General features: G+C 59.3%; 17 protein-coding genes and 2 pseudogenes. 14 read left to right on the top strand and 5 right to left on the bottom strand.

Annotated features, from left to right (window positions below):
• The first annotated feature begins 64 nt into the window (after positions 1-64).
• Positions 65-3010 carry a hypothetical protein gene (locus HUK72_RS26075; protein ID WP_176599358.1) on the top strand — a complete coding sequence of 982 codons (2946 nt, stop codon included), beginning with the start codon at positions 65-67 and terminating at the stop codon, positions 3008-3010.
• A gap of 177 nt (positions 3011-3187) precedes the next feature.
• Here the strand turns inward: HUK72_RS26075 and HUK72_RS26070 are convergent, their stop codons facing one another.
• Complete coding sequence (locus HUK72_RS26070) at positions 3188-5785, bottom strand: PAS domain S-box protein (protein ID WP_176599357.1); 2598 nt, start codon at positions 5783-5785, stop codon at positions 3188-3190.
• Positions 5786-5952: 167 nt separating this feature from the next.
• Between HUK72_RS26070 and HUK72_RS27760 the strand changes: the two genes are divergently transcribed.
• Both HUK72_RS27760 and HUK72_RS27755 read left to right on the top strand, forming a co-directional pair.
• Entirely contained in the window at positions 5953-6543 is a 591-nt protein-coding gene (locus HUK72_RS27760; RefSeq protein WP_336953197.1) for a PAS domain-containing protein, read from the top strand.
• A complete protein-coding gene (locus HUK72_RS27755; protein WP_336953199.1) occupies positions 6522-7166 on the top strand; it encodes an ATP-binding protein in 645 nt (214 codons plus the stop codon). Before HUK72_RS27760 ends, HUK72_RS27755 begins: the two co-directional genes overlap by 22 nt.
• A gap of 19 nt (positions 7167-7185) precedes the next feature.
• On the opposite strand, the pseudogene HUK72_RS26060 reads toward HUK72_RS27755, so the two are convergent.
• Positions 7186-8383, bottom strand: a pseudogene (locus tag HUK72_RS26060) (IS110 family transposase).
• Positions 8384-8647: 264 nt separating this feature from the next.
• Here HUK72_RS26060 and HUK72_RS26055 point away from each other — a divergent pair.
• From HUK72_RS26055 to HUK72_RS26015, 9 genes and pseudogenes are all read left to right on the top strand, one after another.
• A pseudogene (locus tag HUK72_RS26055) lies at positions 8648-8886 on the top strand (transposase); the annotation flags it as partial.
• A gap of 156 nt (positions 8887-9042) precedes the next feature.
• Positions 9043-10074: an IS110 family transposase gene (locus tag HUK72_RS26050; RefSeq protein WP_176598517.1), complete on the top strand. Its 1032-nt coding sequence runs from the start codon at positions 9043-9045 to the stop codon at positions 10072-10074.
• 328 nt (positions 10075-10402) lie between these two features.
• Positions 10403-11059, top strand: coding sequence for an FABP family protein (locus HUK72_RS26045; RefSeq protein WP_176599356.1), 657 nt, complete (start codon positions 10403-10405; stop codon positions 11057-11059).
• Positions 11060-11285: 226 nt separating this feature from the next.
• Positions 11286-11792 carry a hypothetical protein gene (locus HUK72_RS26040; protein WP_176599355.1) on the top strand — a complete coding sequence of 169 codons (507 nt, stop codon included), beginning with the start codon at positions 11286-11288 and terminating at the stop codon, positions 11790-11792.
• Positions 11793-11832: 40 nt separating this feature from the next.
• Positions 11833-12144 (top strand): excalibur calcium-binding domain-containing protein, encoded by a 312-nt coding sequence (locus HUK72_RS26035; protein ID WP_176599354.1) that lies wholly within the window; start codon positions 11833-11835, stop codon positions 12142-12144.
• 159 nt (positions 12145-12303) lie between these two features.
• On the top strand, positions 12304-12951 hold the full coding sequence (locus HUK72_RS26030) for a helix-turn-helix transcriptional regulator (protein WP_369806073.1): 648 nt from the start codon (positions 12304-12306) through the stop codon (positions 12949-12951).
• A 130-nt stretch (positions 12952-13081) separates the two neighbouring features.
• Positions 13082-13885 (top strand): LuxR family transcriptional regulator, encoded by an 804-nt coding sequence (locus HUK72_RS26025; protein ID WP_176599352.1) that lies wholly within the window; start codon positions 13082-13084, stop codon positions 13883-13885.
• A gap of 76 nt (positions 13886-13961) precedes the next feature.
• Positions 13962-14582 (top strand): acyl-homoserine-lactone synthase, encoded by a 621-nt coding sequence (locus HUK72_RS26020; RefSeq protein WP_176599351.1) that lies wholly within the window; start codon positions 13962-13964, stop codon positions 14580-14582.
• A 23-nt stretch (positions 14583-14605) separates the two neighbouring features.
• A complete protein-coding gene (locus HUK72_RS26015; RefSeq protein WP_176599350.1) occupies positions 14606-15544 on the top strand; it encodes a phytanoyl-CoA dioxygenase family protein in 939 nt (312 codons plus the stop codon).
• Between the two features lie 345 nt (positions 15545-15889).
• Here the strand turns inward: HUK72_RS26015 and HUK72_RS26010 are convergent, their stop codons facing one another.
• The gene (locus HUK72_RS26010; RefSeq protein WP_176599349.1) at positions 15890-16168 is read right to left on the bottom strand and encodes a hypothetical protein; all 279 of its coding nucleotides are present in this window, start codon (positions 16166-16168) and stop codon (positions 15890-15892) included.
• Positions 16169-16594: 426 nt separating this feature from the next.
• On the opposite strand from HUK72_RS26010, the gene HUK72_RS27550 reads away from it, so the two are divergent.
• Positions 16595-16726 (top strand): DUF5818 domain-containing protein, encoded by a 132-nt coding sequence (locus HUK72_RS27550; protein WP_255326058.1) that lies wholly within the window; start codon positions 16595-16597, stop codon positions 16724-16726.
• A 390-nt stretch (positions 16727-17116) separates the two neighbouring features.
• Here the strand turns inward: HUK72_RS27550 and HUK72_RS27545 are convergent, their stop codons facing one another.
• The gene (locus HUK72_RS27545; RefSeq protein ID WP_255326028.1) at positions 17117-17248 is read right to left on the bottom strand and encodes a hypothetical protein; all 132 of its coding nucleotides are present in this window, start codon (positions 17246-17248) and stop codon (positions 17117-17119) included.
• Between the two features lie 62 nt (positions 17249-17310).
• On the opposite strand from HUK72_RS27545, the gene HUK72_RS26000 reads away from it, so the two are divergent.
• On the top strand, positions 17311-17523 hold the full coding sequence (locus tag HUK72_RS26000; protein ID WP_176599348.1) for a hypothetical protein: 213 nt from the start codon (positions 17311-17313) through the stop codon (positions 17521-17523).
• A 27-nt stretch (positions 17524-17550) separates the two neighbouring features.
• On the opposite strand, the gene HUK72_RS25995 is transcribed toward HUK72_RS26000, so the two are convergent.
• The gene (locus HUK72_RS25995) at positions 17551-17871 is read right to left on the bottom strand and encodes a hypothetical protein (protein ID WP_176599347.1); all 321 of its coding nucleotides are present in this window, start codon (positions 17869-17871) and stop codon (positions 17551-17553) included.
• Positions 17872-17976 lie beyond the last annotated feature (105 nt).

The raw sequence follows: 17976 nt of genomic DNA, 5'->3' as shown, positions 1-17976 counted from the left end.
ATCGACTCCCGGATCATCTTGGTGCAATTTGGACGAAGGACAAATGCGCTGAGGCGGGGGTGGCATGACGATCTATGGTGCTTCGGGGACGGAGTTCGACGTCAATTCGACTTATTCCAGAACGCAAGCGCAGTCGGATGCCGCCAGCCTTGCCGGCGGCGGCGCGATTCTCGTCTGGGTGGACGCCGATTTCAACACCACGGCCGGCCGCTTTCTCAAGGCGCAGATCTATGGCGCCGATGGCGCGCGGCTGGGAACGGAAATGACGCTGGTCGCCGGGTCCAGCTTCATCAATCCGGCGGTGACGGGGCTCGAAGACGGGCGGTTCGTCCTCACCTGGGAAGGTCTCACCTCGGTCCAGGCTCAGGTCTTCGATGCAACCGGCGCCCCCGTCGCGCCCGCGTTTACCGTCAGTCCCGCGGGAATTTCCGCAGATCGGCCGGATGTCACCGCGCTGGACGGCGGTGGCTTCGCCATCAGCTGGCATGATACAAGGACGAGCGGCGGCGATATATCGGGCTTCTCCGTGCATGTCAGAAGCTACGATGCGAATGGCGCCGCCATCGCGCCCGAAAGCCTGGTCAATGTGGTGTCGAACGGCAATCAGGCGGACAGCGCCATCACCGCACTGTCGGGAGGCGGCTATGTCGTCACCTTCACCGATCGCGGCGCGGGCTGGCTGATCAAGGGCCGCATCTATGACGCCTCTGGGGCCGCGGTCGGGTCCGAATTCATCGTCAGCACCGCAACGAGCGGCGTATCCTCGGTCGAGTCCTCCGTGACGACGCTCGCCAATGGCGGTTTCGCGGTGGCCTGGTATGAGAGCGACGCCGTGCTCGGCAGCGGCCATCGGATCCAGCTCTTTTCGGCAAGCGGCGATCGCATCGGTTCCCAGATCACAGTGCCCAGCGGCTTTTCGGGCACGCAGGTCGGACCGAAGGTGGCGAGCCTCGCCGACGGCGGCTTCGCGATAGCATGGACGGCAAACAGCACCCCGCTCAGCGATGGATCGGGAAGGGCGGTATTCGTGCAGGTCTTCGACGCGGGCGGACAGGCGGCAGGCGACGCCAGGCTCGTCAATAATCAGGCGTCGGGAGACCAGTTTGATCCCTCCATCACGGCCTTGGGATCGGGCGGCTTCATCGTCAGCTGGACCGACCTCGGCGGTGCGGGGGCGGATGACGATCAGGTGAAGGCACGCGTCTTCACGCCGCAATATCCCGTCACCATCACATCGGATGGCGGCGGTGACGTTGCATCGGTCATGGCGGCGGAAAATCAGTCCATCGTCACGCAGGTCGTCGCGACCACCGATGGGTCGCCAGCCGATATTCGTTACTCAATCGACGGCGGCGACGATGCCGCTCTGTTCACGATCGATCCGCTTTCCGGCATTCTCAGCTTCGCGAACGCGCCGGACCACGAATATCCGGGCGGAGACGGAGACAATCTCTACAGCGTTCGGGTACGAGCCGGCAATGCTGTGTATGGCGATGTGCAGACGCTCTCCGTCAGCGTCACAAATGTCAACGAAGCGCCGGTCATTTCCTCGCATGGCGGTTCAACCAGTGTCGCGCTATCCCGCCCGGAAAATGCGCTGGCGGTCACCACCATCACGGCCACCGACGTCGACGGCGACGCCGTCCATTTCGCCATCACCGGCGGTCCCGACGCGGCTCTGTTCGCGATCGATGCGCAAAGCGGCGTCCTGTCTTTCGTCAACGCCCCCGATTTCGAAGCACCGGTCGATTTTGCCGAGGACAATTTCTATACCGTCATCGTTTCGGCCAGCGACGGCACGCTGTCGGCGATGCAGCGGGTAGAGATCGTCGTCGAGGATGTGAACGAAGCGGTACGCATCACATCTTATGGTGGCACCGAAACGGTCTCGCTCGCCATCCAGGAAAACGGCCAGGCGGCAGCCGACGTCCGCGCCAACGACCCCGACGGCGATGCCATTAGCTATACCGTGACGGGCGGTGCGGACGCCGCTCTGTTTGCGATCGACGCCGCGACCGGCGCGCTTCGCTTCAAATCTGCGCCGGACTTCGAAGCGCCCTCCGATGTCGACCGGAACAACAGCTATGACGTCATCGTCTCGGCCAGCGACGGATCGCTATCGGCGACGCAACGCTTCGCCATCGCTGTGCAGAATGACAATGAGGTTGCCCGCATCACCTCTTTTGGTGGGACAGACGCGGTCTCGCTGATCGTCAATGAAAATCAGCAGGCCGCTGCTTTGATCGCCGCCGCTGATCCTGATGGTGACGCCATTAGCTACGCCGTGACGGGCGGCGCGGACGCTGCGCTGTTTTCCATCGATCCCGCGACCGGTGCGCTTCGCTTCAACTCCGCGCCGGATTTTGAAGCGCCTGCCGATGCGGGGCTGAACAATGTTTACGATGTCGTGATCTCGGCGAGCGACGGACATTTGAGCGATAGCCAGACGCTGGCCGTCACCGTCAGTGACGTCCCAGAAGCCGCTACCATCATAGGGACCGCGGGCAACGACATAATCTCGACCAGCAGAACGGTCGCGGGGCAGTCATTTGCCACGATCTACAACGACCGGATCGAAGGACGCGGCGGCGCCGATACGATCTCCGGCGGCGCAGGGAATGACAGTCTGGACGGCGGGGCGGGCAATGATCGCCTTGCCGGCGAAGCGGGCGCCGACATTCTGACCGGCGGTCTGGGCACCGACATATTCGAATTCGGCGCGGCTGGTGACAGCCGGGCTGGTACATCTGACAGGATCACCGATTTCAGCCGGCAGCAGGGCGACATCATTTCGCTGGCAAGCATCGATGCAAAAGTGGCAACAAGCGCCAACGAGGCCTTCAAATTCATCGGAACCAAAACGTTCAGCAGAGAAGCGGGCCAGCTTCGATACGATCAGGCAGGCGGAAGCACATCCGTGTATGGCGATGTGAATGGCGACGGAATTGCTGACTTTCAGATCGAGATCCTTGGCAGTGTGAAATTCGCAGCCGCCGACTTTATTCTGTAGGCGCAAATCCGACTGAAAAGAGACCAGAATGCTGTGAGTTCGTGCTGGCGCGCTGCGGGGACGACCTTTCCACGACGCTCGGAGGCACATTTTCGCCCCTCGGGTTCGGACGGTCAGCTATTCATTCTACGCACCTCAAGATGACCTTTGGCAAGCGCGACCGGGAATCGACGTCAATCAGGCCCCGGGGTGCCGATGTTCGACCATGTCGGTGATCTTGTTCGCGAGTTCGGTCATCACAAATGGTTTGGTGATAACCTCCATGCCCCTCTCAAGATGACCATTGCCGACAGCGGCATTCTCCGCGAAGCCGGTAACGAAAAGCACCTTCAGGTCCGGGCGAGCAACGCGGGCCGCGTCGGCGATCTGTCGGCCGTTCATGCCTCCGGGTAACCCGACATCGGTGATGAGCAGATCGACCCGGACGTCGGACTGTAGGATTTTTAACCCTGAAGGGCCATCTTCGGCTTCAAGTGCGACATATCCAGCCTCTTCGAGCACCTCCACTATCAGCATGCGAACGGTCGGTTCGTCGTCGATCACGAGCACGGTTTCCCCGGCGCCCGTTTCCGGGATCGGTGATTCCACCGCCGTGGCATCGTCCGTGACATCGCCGGAGTAGCGGGGCAGATAGAGGCACATCGTCGTTCCCTGCCCGGACTCGCTGTAGACGCGAACCTGGCCGCCCGACTGCCGCACGAAACCATGGATCATGGAAAGACCCAGACCCGTGCCCTGACCGATTGGCTTGGTCGTGAAGAACGGATCGAAGATTCGGTCGGCGATGTCTTTCGGTATGCCTGTCCCCGTGTCGGTGACGCATACCGAGATATACTGTCCTGGCGGCAGGTCGCGTTCCCGCCCGGCGCGATTGTCCAGCCATTTGTTCGCGGTCTCGATCGTCAGTTTGCCGCCGTCGGGCATGGCGTCGCGAGCGTTGATGGCGAGATTGAGGAGCGCGCTTTCAAGCTGGACGGTGTCGATCCTGGTTGGCCAGAGGCCTGCGGCGCCGACGACCTCGACCTTGATGGCCGGGCCGACGGTGCGGGCGATGAGGTCTTCCATACCGAAGGCCAACCGGTTCACGTCGGTCGGTTTGGGATCGAGGGTCTGGCGACGAGAGAAGGCGAGGAGCCGCTGGGTCAGCGCCGCGGCGCGCCGGGCGGAGGTCTGCGCACCGTTGATGAAGCGCTCAATACCCTCCGTTCGGCCTTCGGAAAGACGCCTTTCGATGATTTCCAGGCTGCCGATGATGCCTGCCAACAGGTTATTGAAATCGTGGGCGATCCCGCCGGTGAGTTGTCCTATCGCCTCCATCTTCTGCGACTGGCGCAGCGCCTCTTCCGCTTCCGCGCGTTTGCGGATCTCGGCCTCGACCTGTTCTTCCAGCCGCTCGTTAAGCTGGTGCAACCTGTCCTCGGTCGCCCTCCGCTCGGTAATGTCGATCACGGTCCCGACAAACCGCGTTCCCTGGTCGGTATCGAAGAGCGCGCGTCCGTTCGCGGAAATCCACCGCTGCCGTCCGTCCTCGATACCGATGGTGCGATATTCTATGTCGTAGCGGCCCAAGCCCGCGGGATCGATTGCTCGTCGGACGGCCTCATCCGCGCGCTCACGGTCGTCCGGATGAATTCCTGCGATGAAGGAGCCCTCGTAGGTGACTGCCGCCTCCGGGGATAAACCGAAGAGTTGCTTGCACCTAACGTCCCATTGAAGTTCGTTCGATGCGGGGTCGTAGTCCCAGGTCCCGATTTCAGCCGCTTCAGTGGCCAGTCGCAAGCGCGCTTCGCTGTCGGCGAGCTCGCTCTCCGCTTTCCGCCGTTGTGTGAGTTCGCGTTCGAGTGCCTGAAACAGCCTCGCATTATCGATTGCGACGGCCGCCTCGGCCGTCAGGCCTTCCAGGCCCCGTTCCGACCGATCGTCGAAGACGCCGATATCGGCATGGCCGAAGAACAGGCCCCCGATCACCTCTCCGATACGCGAAATGACCGGCACAGCCAGATAGCTGCGAACGGGCAGATGTCCCTCGGGCATGCCTTTGCGGGGCGCATTCTGCCCGTAACGCGGGTCCCTGGTTATATCGTCGGAGCGAACGATCCCTTCGCCGGAGAAGGTCGGCGCGAACACCGATGTGTTGCGCGGCATCGGAAATTTGGAGAAGGCTTCGGCTGGTGCACCGGACAGGGTGTAGAGCATGTAGCTCTCCCCGGCCTCATTCTCGACATTGTAGAAGAAGGCGCCGAATTCGGCACCGGTCAGCTCAACGCCCGCATCGGTGACGATCTGGACGAGTTCCTGAAGATCGGTCTTGGCCGCCAGGGCGGAGCCGGCCCGATTAAGTATCTCGAGCGCACGGCGCTCTTCAGAGATCGCCTCCTGCGCTTCCCTGCTTCTCGTGCGATCGTGCAAAATCTTCGTGAATCCGACCACGGCACCGGTCCGATTGCGGATCGGCGACATTTCGCCTACGGCCCATATCTGAGAGCCGCCGCGGCGAATGCGCCAACCTTCCGTTCCGCCGCCACGGCCGACGGTCAGCGCGTCGGTCATCTCTTGTCGGAGCGCCAAGGCACCCTCTCCGGGGGGGAACAGGCGCTCCAGCGTCTCGCCCAGAACGTCAGAGGCGGTCCAGCCCAGCATCCGGGACGCGCCCTCGTTCCAACTCGTCACCCGGCCTTCGAGATCGGTGGTGATGATCGCCGTGCCAACCGCGCCATCGACGATCTGGCGCCATTCGTCAGCGCTGATCGCGCGCGCCGGTTCTGGCTTTTTCATCGATCCCCCGGGGAAAAATTCTTCTGATGCTGGACGCAAACGCAAAACGCTTGAACTGGTTGCAGACGGGATGGTCAGGCCAGGCTGATAATCTCGAGTGAAGACTCATGGCAACCAGATCGCTGATGAAGATTTATTGCGATGTTGAAACTGATTTGAGGTAGCCCGTGGCCGACAAGGATGGCGCAGAAGCGCCCGTCAATCCCAACGAAGCGACCGGCGAGCCAGCCGGCGATCTGGAAGACACCAGTTCCTATAGTCCGACAGGCACCCGACCGACGCGTCACTGGAAGCGATCAACCGTGGCGGAGCCTGGGCTCGACCAGCGCGGTACGGTGTTCTTTGCTGCCTTGCAGATGACACGGATGCCGATGATCCTTACCGATCCGCGCCAGGACGACAATCCAATCGTCTTCGCCAACAAAGCGTTTCTTGATCTGACAGGCTATGAGGAAAGCGAAGTCGTCGGCCGCAATTGCGGTTTCCTGCAGGGGGCCGACACCGACAGGGAAACCGTCCGCGCCCTTCGCGAAGCCGTAGGGGCGCAGGAAGCGATTTCGACCGAAATCCTGAACTATCGTCGCGACGGCAGTCCCTTCTGGAACGCGGTGTTCGTGGCGCCAGTCTATGATGACGACGGCACGCTCATCTATTTCTTCGCCAGTCAGCTTGATGTCACGCGTCGACGCTCCTCTGAAGACGCTCCTCTGAACAAGCCTTTCGTCAGGCGCAAAAAATGGAGGCGATCGGACAACTGACTGCCGGCCTGGCGCATGATTTCAACAACCTGCTGCAGGTGGTGACAGGCAATCTCGACATCGTGCTCGGAGACGATCTGAACGATGCCCAGCGACCGATGCTGGGCAATGCTGCTCGGGCTGCCGAGCGCGGCGCGAGGCTGACTCGCCAGTTGCTTGCCTTCGCGCGCAAGACCCGGCTCGAGCCGCGCCGGATCAATATGAACGAGCTGATCCACGAATTTGGCGATTTGATCGACAATACTGTGGGGCCGCAGATCAGGCTGGTCACCGCGCTGGAGCGTCGGCTCCCGGTGGTGCAGATCGACCCCACGCATCTTGAGATGGCGGTGCTCAACATCCTGATCAACGCTCGCGACGCGATGCCGGGCGGCGGCACCGTGACGATCGCGACCGAGCTTTGGAAGCTGAACGGCAACGCGGCGGCGCATGGCCTTCCCGAAGGGGATTATGTCGTGTTGAGCATCCGCGACGAAGGCCATGGCATGAGCGCCGAGGTTCGCCAACGCGCCACCGAGCCGTTCTTTAGCACGGATGAGATGGACAAGACCGGCCTCAGAAAATTGTGCTATGCAGGTGGTGCGCGGGCGACTCCGTGGCGAAGAGCGGAACTCCGGCTGTAAGTTCCGTCAGGCCGCCTTGTCACAGCCCTGCCGGTTTGGAGCGTCCGCGCACCTTTGGCCTTGTCTCCCACTGGGCAACGAATTGCTCATAGGCCTGCTCGGCATGGCGGGCGATGTCCATTTCCTGATCGCGCGAGGCCTTGACGTTGTACGCATGGGCTGGGCCGGGTTTGTTGCCCTTCTTCTGCGGTTTTCCGGCCTTGAGTTCCATTGCCCGTCGCTTGTTGGCGACCAGCGCGGGGCGCGCCCAGCGATAGTCGGTCTGCTTGGTCAGCAGGTGCCAGCACAGAACTGTCAGCTTGCGAGCCAAGGCGACTGCCGCCACCTGATGGCCGCGCTTCGCCCGGATACGGACAAAGAAGGCGTGTAACGGCCCAGGCGTCTTGGCGGCTGCCCATGCCGCTTCGACCAGCATCGCCCTGGCGTGACTGCGGCCGGCCTTGCTGATCCGCCCATGGTGGGCTGCTCCAAGCCCCGACTGGCGCATCCGCGGGTTGAGGCCGAAGTAGCTCACCAGCTTTTGCGGGCTCGAGAAGCGATTGATGTCGCCGATCGCCGCCACGATCCCCGCCGCTACGGTTAGGTTGATCCCTGTGATGGTCAGCAGCCTGGCAATCGCATCATCGTTGAGCGCATCAGTGGCAATTTCCTTGTCGATGGCTGCCAAACCGATCAAGCTCGCGGATGTGCCGTTCGATAGCGCCACGCTCATCTTCCGGCACGGCCTGGCGCAGAAGCCAGGCACGGCCCACGCCGCTGAACAGATCGGCATGCGGACAGCGCGGGATCAGATGAGCATGCAGGATGGAATGCACCTCGTTCTTGATCCGCGTGCGGTGCCGGACAATTTGAAATCGCCGGGCAGCAAGCCTGCGCATCCGCTCAGTCGCTGCATCCGGCGTCCAGATTTCCGGTAGATAGCCAGCTGCATACAAGCTCGCCAGCGTACCCGCATCGATCTTGTCGGTCTTCACATGAGCGTGGGCGATCGCCTTTACCTGAAGTGGATTGGCGATCACCACGCGTGCCACGAACGGCGAGAGGACCCGCGAAACGGCCATGCAGTTGCCGGTCGCCTCAATGACCACTTCGTCGCTCGATCGCAGTCTTTTGCCGAAACCCTCCAGCGCCGTCCGGGTCATATCGACCCGTCCGGAATTCCTGAGCCGACCTTCCTCCCAAATCACCACCTCGCCAAAGGTCCGGTGGATATCAATGCCAACGACGCGCCGCATAAACGCCTCCTGTCAGTCAAAGTGACGGGAGCGGCGGGCGACACGACAACTACGGATCCGCGCTCGCAGCGCAACCGGGTGAGTCGCAGAGGCGGCCAGCTACTAACTCGAGCTCGTAGCTCATGCTATAAGATCGGCCTGCCCGCACATTCGTGCTCCCGGTGCCTCTGTCCCGGATGGTCGTACCATATGCCACAACATCGAATCGCGGCAGGGACATCGGCACCGCCAATCCTCATACCGGTTACGAATCCTCTCGAGCGCCTCAACGGCGAGATCAAGCGCCGCACCGAGGTCGTCGGCATCTTCCCCAATGAGGCCGCGATCACGCGCCTGATCGGCGCCATCCTCATGGAACAGAGTGACGAATGGGCTGTCCAGCGCGCCCGCTACATGACGCTTGAGCCGAAGGCCAGCGCAGCTAAACCATGGCTCCCGTCAGCGACAATCCGATCGTCATGCTCTCGGCTGTACCGGGCGCATGATCGGCTCATCCCGATGCCGAAATGAGCGGTGGCTAGGAAAACCTACACCACCTACACCACTTAGTGTAATCGCCACGCCCCATATCTCAACAACTGATGCAGAATGGGACTTCCGCTTCGACACTTTATGCCGAAGCTTTGAACAAGGAGGATGCAATGGCGGTGTTTGCAGCTCTGGATGTGTCGCAGGATCAGACGGCGATTTGCATGGTGGACCAGGACGGCGCGATGCTGGCGGAGGCCAAGGTGCCGACCTGCCCGGAGGCGATTGCCAATTGGCTCGCGGAGCGATCAGATGGCCTTGAGCGGGTCGGCATGGAAACTGGCCCTCTGGCTGTCTGGCTTTGGAACGAATTGGTGGCGCGAGAGGTGCCGATCATCTGTCTGGACGCGCGCCATGCCAACGGTGTGTTGAAAATGATGCCCAACAAGACCGATCGTCATGATGCCCGTGGTCTGGCCCAGATCGTACGGACCGGCTGGTTCAAGGCTGTGCAGATCAAGAGCCACGACGCCTACGTCAATCGGGCGATGCTGACAGCCCGGGAAGCGTTCGTCGGCATGCGGGTTCGGCTGGAGAACGAGGTCCGGGGGCTTTTGAAGACCTTTGGTGTTATGTTTGGCAAGCGTGTCGGTGGATTCAAGCGTCGGGCCGACGAAATCATTGCCAAGGAACTGCTGGTTGCCCCAGAACTCATCCCGATTTTTAAAACGCTGATACAGGCTCGCCGCGACATTCTGTCTCACATAGCAACACTCGACAAGCGGATCAGGGCGATCGCCAAGCGGCATGCGACGGTCAGATTGTTAATGACCGCCCCCGGTGTAGGACCGATCACAGCGATGTCCGTAGTAGCAGCCTTCGATGATGCCGCCCGGTTCCGACGGTCGTCCGGCGCCGGTGCCTACCTCGGGCTGACGCCAAGGCGCTACGAGTCTGGCGAGATTAGCCGGAACGGTCGCATCTCGAAACGCGGGGATGGGTTCACGCGGAAATGCCTGTTCGAGGCGGCGAATGCGATCGTCTGTCGGGACCTTGGTGGCCCACGCTTACGCAGCTGGGCCAAAGCTATCGCCGAAAGAACAGGACCCCGGAAAGCCAAGGTGGCTCTGGCGCGGAAACTTGCTGTAACATTGCATGCGATGTGGCGCACTAACACGCCCTTCCGGGAGCCGGCGATGGCATAGATCTCGCAACTGAAACGACACTGATCATCAGCACAACGGAATGCGTCCAGCCGGGACGCGCGGCGAGGGTGAGATCGCTCCCAGGTTAGCGGCAATGACCGCGCACACCACTTCGATCCACCCGACCTGGAACGCAAACGTGCGGCACCCGACGCGGTGACCCCGGAGAGAACCCAAGAGCCCGGCACGCAGGATGGATCGCTGAGAGATCAGCACTTGACCAAGGCGATTAGAGAACGTCCCGGGACGCGATCTAGGCGAGATTGCCTTGGGTGGATCATGGTCAAGCCCTATGCTCCGAATCTCAACCGTTCCCAAGGGAGAGTCTATGAACCCGTTTCCTCACGATATTTTTACCGAGCCGACCGCCGTCGACCCTGACACGCTCGCTAATCTGGGGCCGCTTGCGAGGTTTGCCGGTCGCTGGGAGGCCCACAAGGGCATTGATATCAACCCAAAGGCAAATGCTCCCGAGCGGCGTGTGTTCATGGAGCGTGTTTCGTTCGACGCGATCGATCCGCAAACCAACGGCCCGCAGCTTTTCTATGGGCTGCGCTACCACACCCATATCACCACCAAGGAAGAGGATATCACTTTCCACGATCAGGTTGGTTACTGGCTCTGGGAACCGGCGACCGGACTGATCCTGCAGACATTGGCGATCCCGCGTGGGCAAGTGGCGTTGGCCGCAGGCCATGCCAAGGCCGGCGACGATAGTCTATCCCTGGTCGCGACACGCGGACAGACGCAGGATGGGATATGCTCGACCGCTTTCCTTGAATATGGTTTTCGAACGGATTCATACCGCATCGATATCCGCTTCGATGGCAACGATAGCTGGAGCTATGATATCCGCACCACCCTTACCATCCACGGCAGGCCTGACCCGTTCGACCATCACGATACAAATACCCTCAGGCGTGTGGCGCCCGGCAAACCCAATCCTCTCAAGCAGTTTCTGGACCGAAGGGCGAGACCGAGCTGATACAGCCGGTGTTCCTGGCGCATAGCTATGTCCGCTTCCGAGAACTGGAATTTGACGCCTGAACGACTACTAGGGGTCGAGAGTGACGAGAACCGGCCAACCGAGAGCATACCGCACGCCTCATGAGAATGACCCGAATTGGATGTCAGTGTCGTATTCATCATAGAAAATTAGCACGAACCATGCTCTCTGCGCCGTCCACATTCTGTGGATTATCGGGGGGTACATGATTCGTTATCTGTTTTGCGCAGCCGCTATGGCTGCTTCTTCTGTTGCATTTGCGCAGACCGATGCGCCCGGCACGGGTGTTACCGCTCCTTCAGCGGTTTCCGTGGCTTCACGGACACTACCGGCGAGTACGCTGATCTCCGTTACCCCGCTAAGTGAAATTTCCTCCAAGCACGTCGAAGTGGGTCAGAAGGTTGCCTTTGCCGTGGTCAACGACGTTACCGAAAATGGCATCGTCGTTATCCCACGGGGCGCGGCGGTCGAGGGAACGATTTCCTGGAAGACAGGCAAGGCCGTCGGTGGCAAGTCAGGAAAGTTCGAGGTCAATTTCGATAAGATCAACGTTCGGGGACATGACTTCGCACTGCGGGGGACGCATCGGCAGGAAGGCAAGGGAAACACGGTGGCCGCGGTCTTCGCGACCTGGTTGGTGAGCGGGCGGTCCGCGACAATGCTGCCCGGCCAGTTCGTGAACGCCTTCACCGCCGAGGCGATCACCTATTGATCGCACGCTGTAGGCGGCGAGATGGTGTTGAATTCGCTCCATGTTCGCCGCCGCCAGATATCAAGAGGGAGGTGAGATGGACCGACGGTCCTTTTTACTGATGGCTGTGTCGTTTCTGGGCTTGGCTGGCAGCGACGCAGATGCCCGCAGGCGCGGTTCGAAGCCATATGGTTACCGGCGGCGATCCTATTATGGTGCCGCTTCATCCGCTCGCGCTTATGGAGGTGGCGGTCGCTCCCTCTATGCAAATTGCAGCGAGGCGCGCGCAGCGGGCGCGGCCCCGATCAGGGAAGGCGATCGTGGATATTCCCGGCGGCTTGATCGGGATGGCGATGGCATCGCCTGCGAATAAGTCGCGTGCGCGCAGGGGCATGGCAGGGCCAAGGGCCTCTATGGGATGATATCCAACCACCGTTCATCGAATGAATCTGTCGGAATATCTCAGCAAACCGCAGAATTTTGCTGAACTGTTAATCTGCACGAAAGCAGCTTAGAGGCAGCTATGGCAGTTATGGATGCAGTTCGCGCGAGGCTTGAGCAACTCATTGAGGAGCGGGGTTCATCCTATGCCGGCATCTCCGCGTTGCTCGGGCGCAATCCCGCTTATGTCCAGCAATTCATCAGGAGAGGCGTTCCTCGCCGCTTGAAGGAGGAGGACCGCAGCATCCTCGCGCAATATTTTGGCGTGTCCGAGGAGGAGCTGGGGAAGAGCGGCGGATGTTCCCGGGTGGGTCAACTAGAGGCGGTCTCCGTTATCGCCGTCGGTGCGTCCGCAGGCCATGGCGCGCGGGTCGAGGAGGAAAGAAAGAATTCCAGCATCCGGTTCAGCGGCACGTGGTTGAGGAAAATGGGCCTCAGGCCCGATCGGATTTCCATCATCCAGGTGAAGGGCGAATCCATGGCGCCGACATTGATCGATGGCGATGAAATCATGGTCAACCATGACGATGCGGAAATCCGCCTCCGCGATGGTATCTATGTCTTGCTTCTGGATGGCGTCCTCTTCGTCAAGCGTGTCGCACTGGGACCCCGCAAGGGGCAATTCACCGTGAGAAGTGACAATCCCGCTTATCCGCAGTGGGACAATCTTGAGCCCGAGTTGATGAAGATTGTGGGCCGCGTAGTCTGGGTCGGACGAAAGCTGGAAGACCGCTTCTGATTCCCCTTATCACAAGGTAGCGCTATAATCTGCCAATGAGCAAAAAGCTTATGAAGGTTAACAAAAGCTTGTGGCAATTCCTATAGGAATCCTCCTATATCCAAAGATGGGTAATGGGGGGAGTCGTTGCATGGGGAATGCGGCGTTAACAACCGAATTTATATCCAGGGCTGAGGAACTGGATTGCTTTCGTGTCGCGCAGGAATTTGCAGACGCGGCGCGGCGGACCGAAGGCCTTGCCGACCTTGAACGCCTGCTCCTACAGACCGCCGCGGAGCTAGGATTCGATTATTTTGCCCTGATCCACCATGTCGATCATCGCATTGGGGCCAAAGGGCGGACCATCCGCCTCGAAAATTATCCTGCTTCATGGGTAGAGAAGTTTCTGGAGCAGAAGCTATATTCATGGGATCCCATTCATATGGCCAGCTATGGGACCAACCTTGCATTCGCCTGGTCGGATGTGCCCGACATGATCCATCTTACCAAGAAGCATAAAGATGTCTTGAGCAGCGCTATGCGGGAAGGCCTGGGTGATGGCATCACCGTTCCCGCGAATCTTCCTGGCGAAGCCAACGGCTCCTTTAGTTTCGCTGTCCGGGCTGGAAAGAGCCTTCCAAGAAAGCATCTGAATGCCGTTCAACTGATTGGCTCCATTGCATTCAATACGGCGCGCGAGCTTTCGGCAAAGGCGATGACGGTTTCTTCTTCTCCCTCCAGTCCGATACATCTCAGTCCAAGGCAGCTTGATTGCTTGGTGCTGGCGGGCCGCGGGAAAAGCGATTGGGAGATCGCCAAAATTTTGGGGATCGCGGAGGATACGGTTACGCAACATCTCGATATGGCACGGGAGCGCTATGGCGTGGCCCGGCGAGTGCAGATGATCATCCGTGCAGTGCATGATGGAAAGATAGCCCTGACTGACCTGCTGTGAAAACATCCCCCTTAAGGGGGAAATTGAGCAATGATCCATATCGGACAAAATGAAACCTCCAAAGTGGAGGTGTCCGATGGTTCATCTGGTGAACAGTGGAAATAAAACCCAGAATGGGTATGTAATGGATTCCATGTTTCGCGAAAGAAAAAAGGTATTTATCGATATATTGAAATGGGAAATCGTCTCAGTTGATGGAAAGGAAATCGATCAATTCGATGATGATTTTGCGGAATATCTGATCGTTTATGATAGCAAAACGAAAATACATATGGGGTCGGTTAGGCTTTTGCGTACAGATCGCCCGCATATTCTCGGCAATCTTTTTCCGCAGCTCTGCGATATGCCGATCCCGACTGGGCCCGATATCCGCGAAATCACGCGGCTTTGCCTGTCGCCCCGATTGTGTGCCTCGGAAAGATTGCAGGTCCGCAATCGCCTGGCAACGGCGCTCGTCGAATATGCCCTGCTGACCGGCATTACCAGCTACACGGGGGTAGCGGAGTTGGGCTGGCTGAACCAGATTCTCGCTCTGGGCTGGCGCTGTGATCCCCTCGGCATCCCCAAACCGATCGGTAAGTCCCTGCTGGGTGCTCTACAGATCCATGTCGCAACCGATACCATTAATTTGCTTCGCAAGGCCGGCACCTATGCAAGTTCTGAGCTGAAGCTCGGACATCGCCCACTAGTCGCCTAAGCCTCTCCAAAAAGGAAATCACAATGTACACGCCAATATCGATTGGCGCGGCTGATGGCGCGCGTCTAGAAGACCTGATCTCCGTTTACGCATCGGCTTTGCGTTCCAATGGTTATGTCATCATTCCCAACCTCATGGATCGCCAGCTTATGTCCGAGCTGGATGGCGACCTGAGAGAACGTTTCTCCCAGACCCCTTTCTGTGAAGGTCCTTTTTACGGATCTCGCACCAAGCGATTTGGTCGGCTGTTGGTCCGCTCGAAACATGCGACGTCGCTGGTCCAGAATGAGGTCATCCTTGGTGTTGTCCGGGAGTTGTTGCACCCTTGGTGCGACGTGATCCAGCTCAACCTGACACAGGCGGTCGAGGTTTATCCCGGATCGCCCGCCCAGGTTCCCCATCGCGACCAGGATATGTGGCAGGGCCCCAAGGGCGAGGTGGAATATCTCGTCAATGTCATGTGGCCCACGACCAGCTACACACGGGAAACGGGGGCAACGGTTATTTGGCCGGAAAGCCATCGAAAGCAGGAACAGATGATTCTGTCAAAGGAAGAGGCGATCGATGCGGAAATGTCGCCCGGATCGGCGTTGCTGTTCCTGGGATCGACACTGCATGGCGCCGGGCACAATCGAAGCAGAGAAATTCGGCGTGGCTTGATTATCAGCTATTCGCTCGGATGGCTCAAACCTTATGAGAATCAGTGGCTGGCTTATCCGCCCTCGATTGCAAGGCAATTTTCTCCCACCCTTGCAGCGCTGGTCGGCTATCAGCAACATCGTCCGAACCTGGGAAATTATGAAGGACAATGCCCCTCGGTGCTCCTTCAGGAGGTAGTGCCGGAAAATCTAAATGCCATCGATTCCTTACGGCCCGAGCAGGTTGAATTGATCACTGCGTATCGGGAAGGCCGTGTGACCGACATTGAGGCCCTTCTCAATGGAGAGCGAATTTATGGGTAAGGAGTTTCCCTTCAGCCCCTCGTCCGAAGAAGAGCCACTCGAGCAATTGGTTGACGAGATATTCTTGAAGATCAGAGCGCAGGCGCGCCGGGTAAATCAGCTTTCGGATAGTCGTTGGGGTGCGCATTGCCCATCCACCTCTGACGTCGCCCTGGCAATCCTCAAGGCACGAAGGGAACGAGACAGGCTGCTGGGAGGCAGTCTGTTCGGCGAGCCGATCTGGGACATGCTGCTGGATTTGTTCGCTCATGCCAGCATTCGTCGACGGGTCAGCGTCTCCAGTCTCTGCCTTGCCTCGGCAGTACCGCAAACTACGGCATTGCGGCAAATGAGGGTCATGGAAAGTCACGGAATGATAACGCGACGCGCCGATCCGCTGGATAGCCGGCGGGTGTTCGTTGAGCTTTCAACCGAATGGTATTCCAGGGTGGATAAGTTGCTGGCGTCCTGGAATTCCAGGGGAAGTACGGTGGCTTGACCGGGCAAGGCCGCGATCGCCTGGCTGACATGTGCGCCCGCTTGCCACATGCACAGTTCATCAAGCTGGATGAGACATGCGTTCAGTATTTCGGCGATTGCAGTCACGCATTCGTCCATCGTTGGCAATATATCAAGATCAGGCATATCTGGCGCTCCTGACCTGGGTGACTAGACCTCATGGGGTTGTGGCAGAAGAACAACAAGATCGGCAATGGCGTCCGTTGTGGAGCGAAAGACCTGTCGGATGCTTCATTCCGGGCCAGGAAGCCGCTAAGGCGATTCATTTGGTACTGACGCGCGCCATTTGGGAGAGGAAGTGCACGCGGACACGGCCTGTCGCGCATTGGGAAGGTGGCAAGAAACTGACCGGGTCGTCCTTCGCTTGAGGTACATGGAAAATAATCGCGATCCGTGGGCGAAGCTGCCTCTTCCCGCTTTTATAAGTCGGAGCCAGCTTTTATACCGCCCCTGTAACGAGAATGGCAGGCTTAGAGGTGAGTAGTGCATCGATCGACACGGCATGAACTGATTGGCATTCTGCTTGAGAATGGCCTCTATCCTATATTGCGTATGCCTGGCGGCGGTGAATGGCGGCTGGAAATATTGAAGCGTCACAGGCATCTGTTCGGCATGCGAGTCAAAGTGAACGGAACCCGCAATGGGTTCGACCTGCTCGCCGTCGACAGAATCGAAGCAGCGTGACCCGGGATCTGGAGCTATGGGGCATAGCCTCGATGCTGTTGCGCCAACATGGCGACTTTGCCCCATTGAAAGTCGCTGAGCGTATAGGAGAATTGGCGACGCTGGGAGAATCGGACGGTATCGCCTTGTGGCAAGAGGTTGCCCATCGGCTGGACGCAATGACAGTTCGACGCCGCAACGACAGAAATTAAGCCGCCCAGCGATCCAGCATCGGAAAGAGCGGCAAGGCTTCCGGCAGCGGTGGCTCCGCAACATTAGGATCATAGACCGACACCGTGGCCCATTCCACGCACCAGTCCAGTCGCACGCCTCCAGGGGTGACCCGAACAATCCCCGCGCCCTCGCGAGCCACCTCCCATCTGCAGTTCAGCTCTTCATCATAAGCACCGATCAAAAGCTGCCATCGCTGAAGCCGACCAGAAACCGATCATCATCCTCATATGGGACGACCAGCACGGTTTCAATGTCCCCCGTGACACGCAGCCGCACACTCTCTGGAATTGCCTCGATCGTCACTCCCATCGCAGAATCACCCTTTCCTACATGAGAACAAATATGGAACATGCTTATGAAAGGAGTCGATAATGGTCAATATCGATGGTTCATTCCTGATCGGCATAGCGGCGATCCTGACGAGCTTGGCGACACTCTGGCGGACGGCGCGCGGGGAATCCTGGCAAGGTCGGCACGCTCTCTTGGATGACGCTCTGGATGGCGTGAAGCTGCCGCCCACTGCCTCCGGACAGAAATGCCCTGCCGCGAATGATCCGCCCAATCCAAAGATTACGAATCAATAGGGCGTTTCGGTGCTTTGGGTGCGGCAGTCATGCGGCCCCATGCAGAAGGTCATTGAGAAAGGACGACGGCACTGGAACCAACGCACCATAGTTCCAAAGCTGCCAAATCGAAAGCGGCGAGGCTTGCGCATACAGCATAAGAGAGCTGACCGTCCGGAATTCGGCATCGAAAATTGGCCGCTTAATGGCGATGGGTCGTCGGGGGTGCGGCAGATTTCTCGGCGATGGGAGCGGCAGCTTTGCCGAGTCGCCTGCCGCCAACCCGTCATTCTGGAATCGACCAAAGAGCATTCCAGCTATGAGGTCGGCGCTCAGAAGATCGATTGGGCTATGTCCGAACTCCTTCAAATTCTTCGCCTCTCCGCTCCGCGATGAGGCGGGTATAACAGCCTTGGCGGCAAGTTCGGCGATCGCCCCATCGGTCCCCCGCAGATGGATAACGCAATGGCGCAA

The organism is Sphingobium sp. 15-1 (assembly GCF_013375535.1).
In the GTDB taxonomy this organism is placed as follows: domain Bacteria; phylum Pseudomonadota; class Alphaproteobacteria; order Sphingomonadales; family Sphingomonadaceae; genus Sphingobium; species Sphingobium aromaticivastans.
The sequence above is the reverse complement of the archived record's forward strand: the minus strand, read 5'-3'. Positions and strand labels throughout refer to the sequence as shown.

Bases quoted from the DNA above. Each gene is read 5' to 3' on its own strand.
- HUK72_RS27755 (WP_336953199.1), top strand. From the start codon at position 6,522: ATGGAGGCGATCGGACAACTGACTGCCGGCCTGGCGCATGATTTCAAC.
- HUK72_RS26015 (WP_176599350.1), top strand. From the start codon at position 14,606: ATGTACACGCCAATATCGATTGGCGCGGCTGATGGCGCGCGTCTAGAA.
- HUK72_RS27545 (WP_255326028.1), bottom strand. From the start codon at position 17,248: ATGGGAGTGACGATCGAGGCAATTCCAGAGAGTGTGCGGCTGCGTGTC.
- HUK72_RS26045 (WP_176599356.1), top strand. From the start codon at position 10,403: ATGAACCCGTTTCCTCACGATATTTTTACCGAGCCGACCGCCGTCGAC.
- HUK72_RS26040 (WP_176599355.1), top strand. From the start codon at position 11,286: ATGATTCGTTATCTGTTTTGCGCAGCCGCTATGGCTGCTTCTTCTGTT.
- HUK72_RS26000 (WP_176599348.1), top strand. From the start codon at position 17,311: ATGGTCAATATCGATGGTTCATTCCTGATCGGCATAGCGGCGATCCTG.
- HUK72_RS26070 (WP_176599357.1), bottom strand. From the start codon at position 5,785: ATGAAAAAGCCAGAACCGGCGCGCGCGATCAGCGCTGACGAATGGCGC.
- HUK72_RS26020 (WP_176599351.1), top strand. From the start codon at position 13,962: ATGGTTCATCTGGTGAACAGTGGAAATAAAACCCAGAATGGGTATGTA.
- HUK72_RS26025 (WP_176599352.1), top strand. From the start codon at position 13,082: ATGGGGAATGCGGCGTTAACAACCGAATTTATATCCAGGGCTGAGGAA.
- HUK72_RS26030 (WP_369806073.1), top strand. From the start codon at position 12,304: ATGGATGCAGTTCGCGCGAGGCTTGAGCAACTCATTGAGGAGCGGGGT.
- HUK72_RS26050 (WP_176598517.1), top strand. From the start codon at position 9,043: ATGGCGGTGTTTGCAGCTCTGGATGTGTCGCAGGATCAGACGGCGATT.
- HUK72_RS26075 (WP_176599358.1), top strand. From the start codon at position 65: ATGACGATCTATGGTGCTTCGGGGACGGAGTTCGACGTCAATTCGACT.
- HUK72_RS26010 (WP_176599349.1), bottom strand. From the start codon at position 16,168: ATGCCTGATCTTGATATATTGCCAACGATGGACGAATGCGTGACTGCA.
- HUK72_RS27550 (WP_255326058.1), top strand. From the start codon at position 16,595: ATGCCTGGCGGCGGTGAATGGCGGCTGGAAATATTGAAGCGTCACAGG.
- HUK72_RS26035 (WP_176599354.1), top strand. From the start codon at position 11,833: ATGTTCGCCGCCGCCAGATATCAAGAGGGAGGTGAGATGGACCGACGG.